This is a genomic window from Clostridium mucosae (assembly GCF_024622765.1).
GTDB lineage: Bacteria > Bacillota > Clostridia > Clostridiales > Clostridiaceae > Clostridium.
This window is the reverse complement of record NZ_JANKAF010000002.1, coordinates 281,453-296,653: the sequence shown is the minus strand read 5'-3', so window position 1 is coordinate 296,653 and position 15,201 is coordinate 281,453. Positions and strand designations below refer to the sequence as shown.

General features: G+C 25.9%; 15 protein-coding genes. 13 read left to right on the top strand and 2 right to left on the bottom strand.

What is annotated here, in order from left to right; all coding sequences use genetic code 11:
* Positions 1-3: 3 nt before the first annotated feature.
* Positions 4-135: a hypothetical protein gene (locus tag NSA50_RS04715; protein ID WP_257443303.1), complete on the bottom strand. Its 132-nt coding sequence runs from the start codon at positions 133-135 to the stop codon at positions 4-6.
* Positions 136-455: 320 nt separating this feature from the next.
* Between NSA50_RS04715 and NSA50_RS04710 the strand changes: the two genes are divergently transcribed.
* The 7 genes from NSA50_RS04710 (at position 456) to NSA50_RS04680 (ending at position 8,025) form a co-directional block, all read left to right on the top strand.
* Positions 456-1,136 carry a response regulator transcription factor gene (locus NSA50_RS04710; protein WP_195429701.1) on the top strand — a complete coding sequence of 227 codons (681 nt, stop codon included), beginning with the start codon at positions 456-458 and terminating at the stop codon, positions 1,134-1,136.
* A complete protein-coding gene (locus NSA50_RS04705; protein ID WP_257443302.1) occupies positions 1,127-2,137 on the top strand; it encodes a sensor histidine kinase in 1,011 nt (336 codons plus the stop codon). Before NSA50_RS04710 ends, NSA50_RS04705 begins: the two co-directional genes overlap by 10 nt.
* Positions 2,138-2,251: 114 nt before the next feature.
* A complete protein-coding gene (locus NSA50_RS04700) occupies positions 2,252-3,022 on the top strand; it encodes an ABC transporter ATP-binding protein (RefSeq protein ID WP_195429699.1) in 771 nt (256 codons plus the stop codon).
* On the top strand, positions 3,012-5,003 hold the full coding sequence (locus tag NSA50_RS04695; RefSeq protein WP_257443301.1) for an ABC transporter permease: 1,992 nt from the start codon (positions 3,012-3,014) through the stop codon (positions 5,001-5,003). Before NSA50_RS04700 ends, NSA50_RS04695 begins: the two co-directional genes overlap by 11 nt.
* A 131-nt stretch (positions 5,004-5,134) precedes the next feature.
* Complete coding sequence (locus NSA50_RS04690) at positions 5,135-6,133, top strand: MsnO8 family LLM class oxidoreductase (RefSeq protein WP_195265020.1); 999 nt, start codon at positions 5,135-5,137, stop codon at positions 6,131-6,133.
* A gap of 165 nt (positions 6,134-6,298) precedes the next feature.
* On the top strand, positions 6,299-7,063 hold the full coding sequence (gene surE / locus NSA50_RS04685) for a 5'/3'-nucleotidase SurE (RefSeq protein ID WP_195265018.1): 765 nt from the start codon (positions 6,299-6,301) through the stop codon (positions 7,061-7,063).
* Between the two features lie 134 nt (positions 7,064-7,197).
* Positions 7,198-8,025 (top strand): MBL fold metallo-hydrolase, encoded by an 828-nt coding sequence (locus NSA50_RS04680; RefSeq protein WP_257443300.1) that lies wholly within the window; start codon positions 7,198-7,200, stop codon positions 8,023-8,025.
* 363 nt (positions 8,026-8,388) lie between these two features.
* Here NSA50_RS04680 and NSA50_RS04675 read toward each other — a convergent pair whose 3' ends face one another.
* Positions 8,389-9,210, bottom strand: coding sequence for an N-acetylmuramoyl-L-alanine amidase family protein (locus NSA50_RS04675; protein ID WP_195429694.1), 822 nt, complete (start codon positions 9,208-9,210; stop codon positions 8,389-8,391).
* A 234-nt stretch (positions 9,211-9,444) separates the two neighbouring features.
* On the opposite strand from NSA50_RS04675, the gene NSA50_RS04670 reads away from it, so the two are divergent.
* From NSA50_RS04670 to NSA50_RS04645, 6 genes are all read left to right on the top strand, one after another.
* Positions 9,445-10,005, top strand: coding sequence for a TetR/AcrR family transcriptional regulator (locus NSA50_RS04670; RefSeq protein WP_195429693.1), 561 nt, complete (start codon positions 9,445-9,447; stop codon positions 10,003-10,005).
* 19 nt (positions 10,006-10,024) lie between these two features.
* Positions 10,025-10,819 carry a rhomboid family intramembrane serine protease gene (locus NSA50_RS04665; RefSeq protein WP_257443299.1) on the top strand — a complete coding sequence of 265 codons (795 nt, stop codon included), beginning with the start codon at positions 10,025-10,027 and terminating at the stop codon, positions 10,817-10,819.
* A gap of 223 nt (positions 10,820-11,042) precedes the next feature.
* Complete coding sequence (locus NSA50_RS04660) at positions 11,043-11,816, top strand: DUF4116 domain-containing protein (protein WP_195264989.1); 774 nt, start codon at positions 11,043-11,045, stop codon at positions 11,814-11,816.
* Between the two features lie 19 nt (positions 11,817-11,835).
* A complete protein-coding gene (locus NSA50_RS04655; protein WP_195429691.1) occupies positions 11,836-12,921 on the top strand; it encodes an AAA family ATPase in 1,086 nt (361 codons plus the stop codon).
* Between the two features lie 13 nt (positions 12,922-12,934).
* A complete protein-coding gene (locus NSA50_RS04650) occupies positions 12,935-14,278 on the top strand; it encodes a vWA domain-containing protein (RefSeq protein WP_195429690.1) in 1,344 nt (447 codons plus the stop codon).
* Between the two features lie 146 nt (positions 14,279-14,424).
* Positions 14,425-15,081: a hypothetical protein gene (locus NSA50_RS04645; RefSeq protein ID WP_195264983.1), complete on the top strand. Its 657-nt coding sequence runs from the start codon at positions 14,425-14,427 to the stop codon at positions 15,079-15,081.
* Positions 15,082-15,201: the final 120 nt, after the last annotated feature.

The window sequence follows — 15,201 nt, the reverse complement described above, 5'->3', positions numbered from 1 at the left end:
GTTTTATTTATATGTTGTATGAGTAGATGGTTCATTTTCACCATATGGAGTTTTTTCATTAGCTTTATTTTTAATTCTCTTATCATAATTAGGTGATGATGGGTTAGTAACATCGTTAGAATTTTTGTTTTTCATTTTAAGTCCTCCTAAATTATTATTATCAATAATAGAATTCCCTTATAAATAGAAAATATTATTTTATAATTTAGAATAATAAAATGTCTTTCTTGAATTATTTAAATTTAATATTATTTATAGATAAGTAAATTTTTATACAAACTAAGATAGTTTGTACAAATTTAAGTGTGTATTTTAATAAAATAAATTTGTTGACTATTTAACATAAAATCAATAAAAATTATGTAAATAATTAATTGCATTAAATATATAAGTTTGATATATAATTGAGTATAGTACAAAATAAGAAAAAAATGGATTTATAATTTGGAGGAAATATGGATACGAAGAAAATTTTTATAATAGAAGATGAAGAAAAAATAAGAAATGAATTATGTACATTTTTAAATAGATATGGATATGAAGCTAGTTATTCTTTAAATTTTGAAAATATAGTAGAAGAGTTCATGAAGGAGAAATATCATTTAGTATTATTAGATATTAATTTGCCATATTACGATGGGTATTATATATGTAGAGAAATTAGAAGAAGGAGTTCTGTACCAATAATAGTAGTTACTAGCAGAGATAGTGAAGTAGATGAGCTGATGAGTATGAACTTAGGTGCAGATGATTTTATAACAAAGCCATATAATACTCAAATACTTTTAGCTAGGATATCTTCAATAATAAGAAGAACTTATAATAATTCCGATTCAGAAGTATTAGAATATAGAGGTCTTTTACATAATTTATCTACAAGTGAAGCTGAATATGACAATAAAAGAATAGAATTAAGTAAAAATGAAAGTAGAATACTATATGTTTTAATAAAAAATAAAGAAAAGATAGTATCAAGAAATGAAATAATTGAATCTTTATGGCAATCTGATGAGTTTGTTGATGATAATACATTAACAGTAAATATAAATCGTTTAAGAAAAAAACTAGAAGAAATAGGTGCAATAGATTATTTAAAAACTAAGAGAGGGCAAGGATATATATTAATATGCGATTAATAGATTTTATTAAAGAAAGAATATTATTTGTTGTAATAAGTATAGGTATATTAATTTTTACTTCAATATTACTTAATGCTTTAAATGTAGATTTATATGCAATTATATTTATCTTTAATTGTATTGGAATATTAATATTTCATATTTATGATTATTTTAATAAGAAAAAGTATTATAATGAGTTAATTTCTAATTTAGATGTGTTAGATAAAAAATATTTAATTTCAGAAATTTTAGAAGAAGGAAGCTTTTTAGATAGTAAAATTTTATATTATGTACTTAAAGAAACTTCTAAATCAATGAATGATGAAATAGCTTCTTTAAAAATAAATAATAATGAATATAGAGAATATATAGAGTTATGGGTTCATGAAATAAAAACTCCAATATCAAGTTGTAAATTACTTATAGAAAATAATAAATCTGAATTAACTAAGAGTATAGATGAAGAAATAGATAAAGTTGAAAATTATATAGAGCAAGCACTTTTTTATACAAGAAGTAATGCTTTAGAAAAGGACTATATTATAAAAGAGTTAAACTTAAAAAATTCTGTAAACAAGGTTATAAAAAGAAATGCTAATGTTTTAATAGAAAGAAAAATAAAAATCGAAACTAATGATTTAGATGTAACTGTGTATTCAGATAGTAAGTGGATTGAGTTTATTATTAATCAAATATTATCTAACTCTATAAAATATATGAGAAGGTATGAATGTAAGATTAAATTTTATACTAAAAAATCAGGTGATAACATTGTATTACATATTGAGGATAGTGGTATTGGAATGAGTGAAAGTGATGCAATTAAAGCTTTTGAAAAGGGATATACAGGAGAAAATGGACGTAAATTTGGAAAGTCAACGGGGATAGGTCTATATTTATGCAAAAAGCTAGCAATTAAACTTGGGCTTGGAATAAGTTTAAATTCAGAACTGAATAATGGGACTAAAGTATCAATAACATTTCCTATAAATAGAATGATGATTTTTGAAAACTAATTTTAAATATTATTATATTACAAAAGTGTAAGTTTTCTGTTATGTTCTTCAATGGATTAAATAGCTGCTAAACATTAGAATTATCCTATAGTATCAAATAGGAGGAATAATAATATGGGAAAAGAAGTATTAAGAGTAAGTAATATAGAAAAATATTATGGAAGAAAAGGTAATATAACTAAAGCAATTAATAACATTAGTTTTTCAGTAGAAGAAGGAGAATTTATTGGTGTAATGGGGTCATCTGGAAGCGGTAAGACTACACTGTTAAATTGTATATCAACTATAGATAAAGTGACTAGTGGTCATATTCATATATCAGGAAATGATATTACAAAGTTAAATTCAAAAAAAATAGCAAAGTTTAGAAGAGAAGAACTAGGGTTTATATTTCAAGACTTTAATCTCCTAGATACTTTAACAGCCTATGAAAATATAGCATTAGCTTTGACTATATTAAAGACAAATCATAAGGAAATAGATAAAAAAGTTAAAGATATAGCAAGAAAATTAAATATTGAAGAAATTTTAAATAAATATCCATACGAAATGTCAGGAGGACAAAAACAAAGAGTTGCATCTGCTAGAGCAATAATAACAAGCCCTTCATTAATATTAGCAGATGAGCCTACAGGAGCATTAGATTCCAAATCAGCTAAAATGCTATTAGAGAGTATGGAAGATTTAAATGAAAATCTAAATGCAACTATTATGATGGTTACACATGATGCTTTTTCTGCAAGCTATGCAAGAAGAATTTTGTTTATCAAAGATGGTAAGATATTTAATGAATTAGTTCGTGGAAATGACTCTAGAAAAGAATTCTTTGAAAAGATAATTGAAGTTATAACACTTCTTGGAGGTGACCAAAATAATGTATTCTAAGTTAGCGTTTAGAAATTTAAAAAGAAGCTTTAAAGACTATACTATTTATTTTCTAACATTAGTATTTGGAGTATGTATATTTTACACTTTTAATTCAATACAATCTCAAAGTATTATGATGGAGTTAAATGATATGCAAGCATCTGCATTTGAACAAGTAGAAAATATAATGGGATATGCTTCGATATTTGTATCTTTCATATTAGCATTCTTAATAATATATGCAAACAATTATTTAATAAAAAGAAGAAAAAAAGAGTTTGGAATATATATGACTTTGGGAATGGAAAAGGGAAGTTTATCAAAAATAATTTTTATAGAAACTTTACTAGTAGGAATAATATCTTTAGCTATTGGACTAGGTTTAGGAATACTATTATCACAAGGACTGTCAGTATTAACTGCAAAAATGTTTAAAGTTAATCTTATTAAATTTAAGTTTATCTTTTCATATAATGCGATGATAAAAACTATAGTTTGCTTTGGTGCCATTTATTTATTAGTATTAATGTTTAATTCTATATCAATAAGAAAAATTACTCTTATAGATTTATTAACATCATCAAGAAAAAATGAAAATATAAAAGTAAGAAATATCTGGGTTTCAGTAATAATCTTTTTTATAAGTTGTATTATACTAGGATATGCTTATTATACTGTCCTTAAGGGTGGAGTAGCAACTTTAGAAATAGGTATTAGTGGATTAAGTATATTATTAGGTTCTATAGGAACATTCTTATTTTTCTTTTCATTATCTGGTTTTTTATTAAAGATTGTTCAAGCTAATAAAAAATACTATTTAAAAGATTTAAATATGTTTGTATTAAGACAAATAAATAGTAAGATAAACACAGTTTTTATATCAATGTCCTTTATATGTTTGATGTTGTTTGTAGGGATTTGTATGCTTTCAGGTGGACTTGGAATTAGCAGTGCAATAAATGAAGACATAAAAGATTTAACACAATATGATTTAACATTCTGGAATTTAAAAGGGATGGATATAGAAAAGGCGTTGGAAGAAAGTGGAGTAGATTTAAGTGAATATTCCGATAAGTACGTTAGTTATATAAATTATACTGGTGACCTTAAATATAATGATATTTTATCAGAAGATGGAAGAGAAAAGCTTAAAAATTTCTATCCTGTTTCAGTAAATCAACCAGTTCAAATCATAGGGTTATCAAAATTTAATGAAATTATGAAGATGTTAGATAGAGAAAATATAAGCTTAGAAGATAATGAATATGCAATATTCACAGATATAAATGATTCAGTAAAAGTATTAGATAAAGTCTTAAGTGATAATAAGGAAATAAATATAAATGGAACTATTCTTAAACCAGGTATAGATAAAGCAATAGAAGTTGTAGCTTATAATCAAATGATGAAAAGTAATATATGTACTATTGTAGTTAATGATAAATTTATAAATGGATTGACAGCCAAAAGTTCATTTTTAAATTTAAATTATAAAGAAGGAAATAGTGATATTGAAAATCTAATTAGTTCAGAGGTAGATTCTATAATAGAAAGCAAATATCAAAATTTATATTATATGTCTAAAGAAGAATTAGTGACTGATACATCAAGTGCAGGAGCGTTAATATCTTATTTAGGAATTTATATTGGTGGAATATTCCTAATAACATCAGCAGCAGTATTAGCTCTTCAACAATTATCAGAATCAACAGATAATATTGAAAGATATAATTTACTTAGAAAAATAGGTGTAGATGATAATATTATTAATAGATCTTTATTAAGTCAAATAGGAATTTACTTTATGATGCCTTTATCATTAGCTTTAATACATTCAATAGTAGGATTAGAGTTTTCTAAAAATGTCATAAAGTTATTTGGTAGTATAAGCATAATGAATAATATATTAATATCTTTATGTGTATTGCTGGTGATATATGGTGGATATTTTATTGCAACTTATATTGGAGCAAAGAAAAATATAAATCAAAATATATAATAATTATTATTAGTTAATAGTTTCTTAAAAGTGCCTACTTGTAAATTTTTAAAAAGTATTTATAGTAAAGCTATAGGAAAAGATAAATATAGTTTAAAAAATATAGTTTAAAATAATAGGAGGCAAATTAAGTGAAAATAAAGTTAAGTGCATTAGATCAATCTCCTATTGGAGAAAATTCAAATGCAAGTGAAGCATTAAAAAATACAATAATCTTAGCTAAGGAATTAGAAAAGCTAGGATATCATAGATTTTGGGTATCAGAACATCATGATACAAAGAGCTTAGCAGGATCTAGTCCAGAAATACTTATATCTAGTATTGCTGCCCAAACTGAAAAAATTAGAGTTGGCTCAGGTGGAGTTATGTTACCACATTATAGTCCTTATAAAGTTGCAGAAAACTTCAAGCTTTTAGAAGCATTATATCCAAATAGAATAGACTTAGGTTTAGGTAGAGCACCAGGAGGAATGCCTTTAGCCACTAGAGCTTTGCAACAAGGAAAAAATATTTATTCTGATGATTATGCAGATAAGGTATTAGATTTAGTAGGATATATTTATGATATGATGCCTGAAAATCATGCATTTAAAGATTTAAAAGCTACTCCACTTATAAATACAGTTCCTGAAATTCATATTTTAGGTTCAAGCGGAGGAAGTGCTGGGCTTGCTGCTCAAATAGGAGCTTCATATGCTTATGCTCAATTTATTACAGGTGGAATGGGAGTTAGTTCTGTTAATTGGTATAGAGATAACTTTAAAAATTCAATAATTTCATCTTCACCTAATACAATAATATGTAGTTTTGCAATTTGTGCTGAAAATGAAGAAGAGGTAAGTAAACAAGCAGCTATTATGGATTTATCATTAGTTCTTGTGGAAACTGGTAGATCTCAAGGAATACCTTCTTTAGATACAGCCTTATCTTATAAATATTCTGATGCAGAAATGCAAATTGTAAAAAGAAATAGAAGAAGGATGTTAATAGGGACTCCTGATAAGATAAAAGAGCAAATATTAAATATGAGTGAAATATATAAAACAGATGAATTTATGCTTATAAATCTAAATACAGATTTAAATTCTAAGATAAATTCATATAAGTTAATAGCAGAAGCTTTCAAATAAAATATTGCAAGAAGTAATGTAGTTTGATTTATTTAAACTGTATTACTTCTTTTTATCTTATTTAGTTTTATGCTAGTATATAATATATAAGGAAAAAATAATAATATAAATAATAAGTATTATTAAATTTAGAACAAAAATAATAATATTTGGAGGAGGACTTATATGAGAATATTAATTACTAATGATGATGGAATTAATGCTAGAGGAATATTTGATTTAGCAAAAGAAATATCTAAGAAGCACGAAATTATAGTTGTTGCTCCTAGAGAACAAAAGAGTGCTTCAAGTCATTCTATATCCATTCATAATCCTATTAAAATAAGAGAAGAGAAATTAGATGATAATTTTAAATCATATAGCTTAGTAGGAACACCAGCTGATTGTACTCAAGCAGGGTTATCTCTACTTGGAGAAAATATAGATTTAGTTATTTCAGGAATTAATAGAGGTCTTAACTGTGGGACAGATATTTTATATTCAGGTACAGTATCAGCAGCAGTAGAAGGAGCTATATATAGTGTACCTTCAATTGCTATTTCTATGGATGTAGATTGGAGCAGAGAAGATGAGGATTATTCTAAAGCTGCTAAATGGATAAGTAAAATAGTAGATATAGCAGAAAAGGATTACTTAAAAGATAATATTGTTTTAAATGTTAATATACCAAATATAAATGAAGAGGAAATTAAGGGTTTAAAGGTTTGTAAGCTAGGAAAATCCACGTATAAAACAAATTATATTTTAGTAGAAGAAAATGAAGATAAAGTTTATATGACTAAAGGAATTAGAAATGAGATTTTAGAAGATGATTCTGATTTATATTTTTTATCTCAAGGCTATGTAACATTAACACCATTACATTTTGATTTTACAAACTTTAAAATATTAGATGAAGTAAAAGATATATTTGAAGATAAAGTGATGTAAGAGTTGAAGGAATAAGGAAGAATATAATATAAAAATTTAATAAATTTTTATATAAATAAGATAGTGTTATTTACATAAACTATATTTAATAGCTGGAATTTTTATTAAAGCTATTGAGTATAGGAGGATTTTATATGGGAAATAAAATAGTTGAAGGACTATCAGCAATGACTACTTCATCGGAGGAAGTTACCAAAGATATAATGCTTTTAAATTTTACTGTTGTAAGAGCTTGTATGGTTGGAGACCCAAATAGCAATAATAAGGAATGGGTACTTATAGATACAGGACTTGAAAATTCAGCAGATTTTATAGTAGAGTCTGCTGAAAAGAGGTTTGGAAAAAATAATCCACCGAAATCCATAATACTTACGCATGGACATTTTGACCATGTAGGTTCTGTTATTAAACTTTTTAAGTTATGGAAAGCTCCAGTATATATACATAAATTGGAGCTTCCATTTGTAACAGGCAGTAAAGATTATCCAAAAGGTGATCCAACTGTGGATGAAGGAATGGTAGCTAAGATGTCACCAACTTTTCCGCATACTAGTATTGATTTAGGTTCACATGTATCAGCGCTTCCAGAGGATGGTAGTGTTCCGGGAATGCCAGATTGGAAATGGATACTTACACCTGGTCATACAGAGGGGCATGTTTCATTATTTCGTGAAAAAGATAGAGTTTTAATTGTTGGAGATGCATTTTCTACAACAAAGCAAGAGTCTTTAATATCGATGATTACACAACGTGAGCAAATAAGTGGTCCACCCAAATATTTAACTACAAACTGGGAAGAAGCTGAAAGATCAGTAAGGTTAATTAGAGATCTAAAACCGGCTTTAGTAATTCCAAGTCATGGAAAACCAATGAGCGGAGAAGAAGTTACCGAACATTTAAATATGCTTGTTAATAATTTTGATGAAATTGCTAAGCCAAAACAAGGCAAGTTTGTGAACTAGTATTATAAATTACAACTTAAACTTAATGATATGTATTAACTTTCCGATTTTTATATAATATCGAATACAATTCTAAATTTAAGATATCTAATATGACTAAATTTTTATAACTCGCTGCGCTCAAACAATAAAAATTCTTAACGCCATCTTAGATATCTTAAATAAGAATTGTAGTTTCTCATTATAATAAAATCTCCAATTTAATACATATCATTAATGAGTCTAATGTTTAATTTAACTGTGTAAAGTGGCAGAATATAAGTTGGAGAAGATAAATAGACTGTGGAATAAGCCTAGTACTTCTTTGCATAGCTATTTAGCTTATGGAACATATCTAGTTATCGTAGCCTTTATATTCTCAATTTATTTCTTTTCCTTAGATTCTCGAGCTTTTAATAATTCTTCTTTATTATTTTCAATATAACTTAAAATAGCTTCATTTATAGCTTTTGCACAAGCTTCTTGACCTCTATTTGATTTAAGATATCTTTCATCTGAGTAATTACTTAAAAATCCAAGTTCTATTAATACTGGAATACTTGGATTTAATTCTAAGACAGCAAGAGCATCATCTCTATCTTTATAAGTTTTTAATCCTCTATCCTCTGTATACCTTAATTTTAATAAAGCATTTTGTATAGTCATCGCTAGATTTTCACTAGATTCACTAGATGGCTTGTACCAGGACTCCAATCCTTTAGCATCTGTATCATCATAATTGCTGTTACAGTGTAGCGATATAAACAAATCTGCATTAAATACATCAGATATCTTAATTCTTTCTTTTAAACTATCATTAGCTGTTTCAAGCCAAGGAAGCGAATCATTAGTTCGTGTATAAACAACTTTCACTTTGTTAGATTCTAATAGTTGTCCAAGTTTTAGAGATATATTTAATACTATGTCCTTTTCAAGAACTCCAGTACTACCTTTTGTACCAGCATCCCAATCGCCATGCCCTGGATCAATACAAACTATAAATTCAGTTTCACTAGAAGATCCAGTAGTAACTTTTTTATTTATAGAGTTGCTATTATTGCTAATTTTATTATTTAATAATAAAATTAATGATAGTACACAAAAAGCACTTAATAAAAGAGAAATGCGTAATATTAATTTTCTTTTTCTTTTTCGTTTATAGAGAAGTTTTCTTTTGTATGCGATATTGAATTTTTGATTTTCCATAATACATACCTCTTATTTAATTATAGTAGTTTGTTTTAATAAGTTAATTTAGGGGGAAATTTTCTTAGCTATAAAAGGTTTTTTCTTAGGCAATTTTCATGCAGAAATTTATATAATATTATTATACTTAACATAATGCTAATTGTAAATAAATGGAAAAGAATAAGCGAGATTTACTTGGTTGATAATATAAGAATATTAATATAAACTATACTATAAGAGGGGGGAAGTTTTATGCCGAAAATATTACAAAATCCAAGAGAAACAATATTAAAAGAGGCTTATACACTTTTAAAAGAGCAGGGATATAGCAACTTTAGTATGAGGGAGTTAGCTAGTAAAAGTGGAATAGCTTTAGGAACAGTTTATAATTATTTTGATAGCAAAATGGCATTAGTTGGTGAAATATTTAATAATAAATGGATAGAGATATTAGAAGAATTAAAAGAGGTTAAGGAAAAAGAGATAGCATTTGAAGAAAAGTTAAAATTAATATATCTAGGATTAGAAAAGTTTTTAATATATCATAAAGAAGTATTTTTTGAATTGACTAAAAGTGAAAAACAAGAAGAAAGTAAAAAATCTCATGGTTGTAAAAGATATAATGTCCTAGATCCTTTATATATAATTGTAGATGAAATAATAGAATTACATAAAGAAAATAAAGACATAAATATTGATATAGAAACTAGAAAATTAACTTCATTTTTAATAAGTAATATGATTACAATAACTATGAAAAATAAAGAATTTTCAATTGATGATTTAATTTATATAGTTACAAATAAATTATAAAAGGAGTACATCTTAAGTTATGAGTTTATTGAATAAATTAGAAAAAAAGTTTGGAAAATTTTATATAAGAAACTTAATGCTAATAATTGTAATAGGAAATGCTTTTGTATTTGCACTTACAATGATGAATGGAGGAGATTCAACATTAATAAATAATATAAGTTTGAATCCTCAAAGAGTGATGCAAGGAGAAGTTTGGAGACTTGTAACATTTATATTTGTACCAGAGGCAAGTAGTATAATTTCTTTATTATTTTCACTATATTTTTATTATTTAGCAGGAACAGGTCTTGAACATGAATGGGGTGGATTTAAACTAAATATATATTATTTAGTAGGGATGATAGCAACTATAGTTGTCTCACTTTTAACAGGACTTCAAGCAACTGGAACATTGATTAATTTATCTTTATTTTTAGCATTTGCTAGAATTTATCCTGATTTTCAAATATTATTATTTTATATAATACCAATAAAGGTCAAATATTTAGCAATATTTAATTGGATTATAATAGGTTTTGATTTTATTACTGCAGGATCTTTAAAAGGTATGATATTAGTATTGATTCCTGTAATTAATTATTTGATATTCTTTGGAAAAGATATAATAACAGGAACAAAGAGTGGAGCAGTAAACTATCATAGAAAACAAAAATTTCAATCTCAAGTGAAACAAAAAGAAATTCTTCATAAATGTGTAGTATGTGGAGTAACGGAAAAAGACGATCCAAGTATGGAGTTTAGATATTGTTCAAAATGTTCAGGAAAGCAATGTTATTGTATAAATCATATTAGAGATCATGAGCATAAGTAATATAGATTAAAGGTAAAGGTATTTTGAGATACTTTTACCTTTTTTATTTATAAATTGAGATGTAATTGTTTTATTACCATTTAGTTAACAATAATTATCAAATAATAGTAATAGTAATTATCATTTAAATATAGTATAATGTAAGTAACATAGAGAGTACATATTAACTGGAAAAAGTTGATTTTTAACTAAATTGATTTTAAGTGATGAGGAAGGAAAAGACATGGAAAATAATGATTTAAAAAAGATATATGATAACCCTTTATATATAAGATATATAGAAAATCCGAGTGCAGAATTAATACTTGAAGCTGTTAAAAAGAATGGGTTAGCAATAAGATATATAAAAAATCCAACAAATGAAATGATAGAAACGGCAATTAGAAATAATCCACTTGCAGTTGAGTATATAGAAGAATTAAGTGAAGAAAATGCAATACTTTCAGTTAGATTATTATGGAATTCACTTAAATATATAAATAATCCTAGTGAAAAAGTAAAGCTTGAAGCAATTAATGCAAAGGGATGGGCAATTCAATTTATAAATGATCCAAGTGAAGAAGTACAAATAAAAGCTGTATCTAAAGATTATGATGCAATAAAATATATAAAAAATCCTTCTGAGAAGGTTCAAATTAAAGCAATTAAAAAATATTGGGCAGCAATAAAATTTATAGATAATCCTACTTTAGAAGCTAGAAGAGAAGCTGTTAAAGGAAATGAAGAGGCTATTAACTATATTGATTTTAATTTAGATGAATTAAGAATATTAATTGGAGATAACATAAAAATAGTAAAATATGTTTATGATTCTATAGATGTAGATTTTGTAGTTAATGTAGTAATAGATAAAGTAAAGGAAGATCTTATAGATGAAAAGTATATAAAAGACTTTTTAGAACTTGAAATTTTAGAAATGGACAAAGTTAATTTCATAAGAGAGTATGGAAGCAAAAAGGCTAAAATTTTATTAGTAGATTATAAACTTTCAAGATAAGGCAAATAGAGGTGATAATATGAAATTTTCAGAAGCTATAAGTACTATAGAATTAGTTTTAGAATCAGGAAGTGTACCATTAATAATAGGAGAAGCTGGGATAGGTAAAACTTCATTAGTAAAAAGAATATGTAAAAGTGATAATTATTATTTAGTTAACATAGATGCTAACCTTTTAAAGGAAGGTGAGATTGGCGGATTACCAGTAGTTGAAAATGGAAGAACAAAATATGCAACTCACTATAAACTTATTGAAATGGAAGAAGCAATAGAAAATAGTAATTATGATGGAGTATTACTATTCATAGATGAGTTAAACAGATGTGAGCATGCAGTTCAACAAGAACTTATGAATTTAATTTTAAATAGAGAAATAAATGGATATAAGTTAGCAGATAAAGTGAAAATAGTTGCTGCTATGAATCCTTCTAATAAATATGATGGCTTTGAAGATAGTGATTATCAAGTTGTTGATATGGATAAAGCTCAAGAAGATAGATTTGTATGGATAGAATTAGACTCCGATATAAAAGAATGGATTAAATGGGCAATGAGTGATGATGGCAATATTCATGATCATATAATTGAATTTTTATCAACATTCCCAGAGTATTTAAGTACTCCAAATTCAAAAGAAACTATAAAGGCAACTCCAAGAAGTTGGGAAAGAGTTGCTAAGGCATATAATATTTATGTAAAAAACATTAATAATTACTCAGTAAATATATTCTATAATGTTGTAAAAGGTAATTTAGGAGTAAGTATTGCAACAGATTTTATCAATTACATTAAGAATATAAAAAATCCATTAATTAAACCAGAAGATTTATTCTCATATATTATTCTACCTATAGAATTAAAGGATGAAATAAGAAAAGAAAGTCATTCAAGGTTATATATTTTAGCTAAGAATTCCTTAAGATACTTAGAAGAAAATAATACAGAAAATAATAGAAAACTATTTGGAGATCTATTAACTTGTTATCCAAGAGATTTAAGACTTGGTATAATGAAGGAAGTTAAGAGTGATTCAAGTGAAGTTTTATATAATGATTTATTAAATGAAGATACATTCTTAGATGCATTCTTTAATATTTTTGAATAAGGAATGATTATATATGTTATTTGAAGATAAGCGTAACAGTTTGTTAAAGCAAGCTTTAGATATAAAGGAAAATGCTAAAATAGATAGTAATTTTGAAAGAGAGTTTTTTTCTTTGGTAGAATCAGTAGTTATAGGAATGTTAGAAGGTGAAGATAGCTTTTTTGGGCAATTCTTAGTAAAAATAGAAAGAAGTATAAGATTTAATATCACATGGCCATTAGCTACTATCCCCAAAATGCAAGGTTTTAAAATGTATTTTAACCCAGTATTATTTTTAATGTGTGATAAAAAAGAAATGCAAGCTCTTTTTAAACATGAAATATATCATATAATGTATGGTCATCATCAAAGAGAAAGAGAGCTTAAAAATAAATATACTACTACAGCTGTTAATTTAGCATTGGATATTTCTATAAATCAGTTTATAAAAAATTTACCAACAGATAGCTTTAAAATTGAAACAGTAAATAGAGAATATAGTTTAAGCCTAAAAGAAGATAATGCCATTGAAGTATATGCAGAGAAAATTGAAGAGGCAATAAAGTCAAAATTATCTAAGAGTACAAAAGCTGATAAAAGTGATGCTATTGGAGATATAATAGATATTTCAAAAGCACATGATGTTTGGGAAGAAAGTACTTTAAATTATGATTCAATAAAGGATATGACTAAAAAAGTAGCAATAAGTTCTTTTAGAGGCAAAGCTCCAAAGGATATAGAAGCAATTATAAAATCATATACAGAAAAAGCAGAGATATCATGGCAACAATTATTAAAAAAGCTGATACCATCGCTTAGAGCTGGTGAAAAGAAGACTATAACAAGACGGAATAGAAGACAGCCTGAAAGGTTAGATATAAGAGGAACACTTCCTAATAGTATTCCAGAGGTTATAGTTGCAATAGATATTAGTGCATCTATGAGCGAAGAAGAAGTCTATAAGATAATGATTGAAATATTAGAGATAACTAGAACTAGAACTAATAAAATTACTGTTATAGAATGCGATAATGAAATTAGACATGTTTATGAAATGAGATCTAAGAATGATATTAAAAAAAGAGTTTCTAATATTGGATCAACTAGATTTTCACCAGTATTCAAATATATAAAAGAAAATAAGCTGCGAAATCATGTTCTTATATATTTTACAGATGGGGTAGGTGAAAAGGAATTAGAAATTAAGCCTTTGAATCCAAATACAATTTGGGTATTAACAGGAGATGAAGAATTATCTTTATCAAATCCTTATGGACAAATAAAAAGAATAGAAGGTAGATTAGAAAAAGGTGAAGGTGGTACTGCTGGATTAGAGATGATTAAGGAGTATCAACAAGAACACGGAAGATATTTTTAAATAAAAAAATAAGAATGAAAATTTGATGGAATTGCATAGCAAACTCCATTAAGTTTTCATTCTACATTATTTAACTTGGTAAAGTATTCCCAATACTGGTATTAGCCAATAATTTATGGTATAATACAAAATTGTGGGGGTGCATTATGAAATCTTATAAAATAAGTAAAAATAATAGTATTCTTTTAATAGTATTTGTATTGATTGTAAGTCTTTTGATAAACGTTTACACATCGGTAATGAATTCACGCTACAAAATATTAATAGGAAAAGAAACTTATAAAAGTGTTGAAGAGATAAGAAGTAGAAATGAAGGTGTATTAAATACATTAAATCAATGTATTAAAGCAGGAAGTATTAGTAATGAGGAATTATTAACATTATATAAAAGCTATAGTTCAATATCTGAAGAGTTTACAAGTTTATGGGCAAACTATAGAGATTATGGAAAAGAAGAAATTGTATCTATAAAGAAAAAATCAAAGATATCAAAAGAGATACCTAATGAAGTTTATTCTAGAATTGAAAGTTTACTATTTGAATACTTAAGTTTTGAAATGAAAAACCATAATGAGAAGATTATCTTAGATGGTGAAACATTAGATAATTTTGAAGCTATGAGTAATATGGCTACTCAATTAGATGCGTTTTACAAAGAATTTAACGAGGACAAATTTAAAAATGTAGATGAAGAAGATAAAGAATTACTTACAATTAAGAAGGATTACTGGATAGATGTTCTAGAAGGAATGAATTCTATAATGGATCCATATTTAAATTATGAATTTACTATAAAGAATTAATTTGAAATACTCTAAAAATAGAGTATTTTTTCTTTTAATAAATATAATGGTGGATATAATAATTAATAAATAAATTTATGAATGTAAGGAATATTTTTATTTATTTTATTAAAGTTATTA

Excerpts from the sequence above, each read along its gene's own strand:
- NSA50_RS04645 (WP_195264983.1), top strand. The coding sequence starts at position 14,425 with ATGAAATCTTATAAAATAAGTAAAAATAATAGTATTCTTTTAATAGTA.
- NSA50_RS04695 (WP_257443301.1), top strand. The coding sequence starts at position 3,012 with ATGTATTCTAAGTTAGCGTTTAGAAATTTAAAAAGAAGCTTTAAAGAC.
- NSA50_RS04710 (WP_195429701.1), top strand. The coding sequence starts at position 456 with ATGGATACGAAGAAAATTTTTATAATAGAAGATGAAGAAAAAATAAGA.
- NSA50_RS04700 (WP_195429699.1), top strand. The coding sequence starts at position 2,252 with ATGGGAAAAGAAGTATTAAGAGTAAGTAATATAGAAAAATATTATGGA.
- NSA50_RS04705 (WP_257443302.1), top strand. The coding sequence starts at position 1,127 with ATGCGATTAATAGATTTTATTAAAGAAAGAATATTATTTGTTGTAATA.
- NSA50_RS04680 (WP_257443300.1), top strand. The coding sequence starts at position 7,198 with ATGGGAAATAAAATAGTTGAAGGACTATCAGCAATGACTACTTCATCG.
- NSA50_RS04665 (WP_257443299.1), top strand. The coding sequence starts at position 10,025 with ATGAGTTTATTGAATAAATTAGAAAAAAAGTTTGGAAAATTTTATATA.
- NSA50_RS04715 (WP_257443303.1), bottom strand. The coding sequence starts at position 135 with ATGAAAAACAAAAATTCTAACGATGTTACTAACCCATCATCACCTAAT.
- NSA50_RS04660 (WP_195264989.1), top strand. The coding sequence starts at position 11,043 with ATGGAAAATAATGATTTAAAAAAGATATATGATAACCCTTTATATATA.
- NSA50_RS04670 (WP_195429693.1), top strand. The coding sequence starts at position 9,445 with ATGCCGAAAATATTACAAAATCCAAGAGAAACAATATTAAAAGAGGCT.
- NSA50_RS04650 (WP_195429690.1), top strand. The coding sequence starts at position 12,935 with ATGTTATTTGAAGATAAGCGTAACAGTTTGTTAAAGCAAGCTTTAGAT.
- NSA50_RS04675 (WP_195429694.1), bottom strand. The coding sequence starts at position 9,210 with ATGGAAAATCAAAAATTCAATATCGCATACAAAAGAAAACTTCTCTAT.
- NSA50_RS04655 (WP_195429691.1), top strand. The coding sequence starts at position 11,836 with ATGAAATTTTCAGAAGCTATAAGTACTATAGAATTAGTTTTAGAATCA.
- surE (WP_195265018.1), top strand. The coding sequence starts at position 6,299 with ATGAGAATATTAATTACTAATGATGATGGAATTAATGCTAGAGGAATA.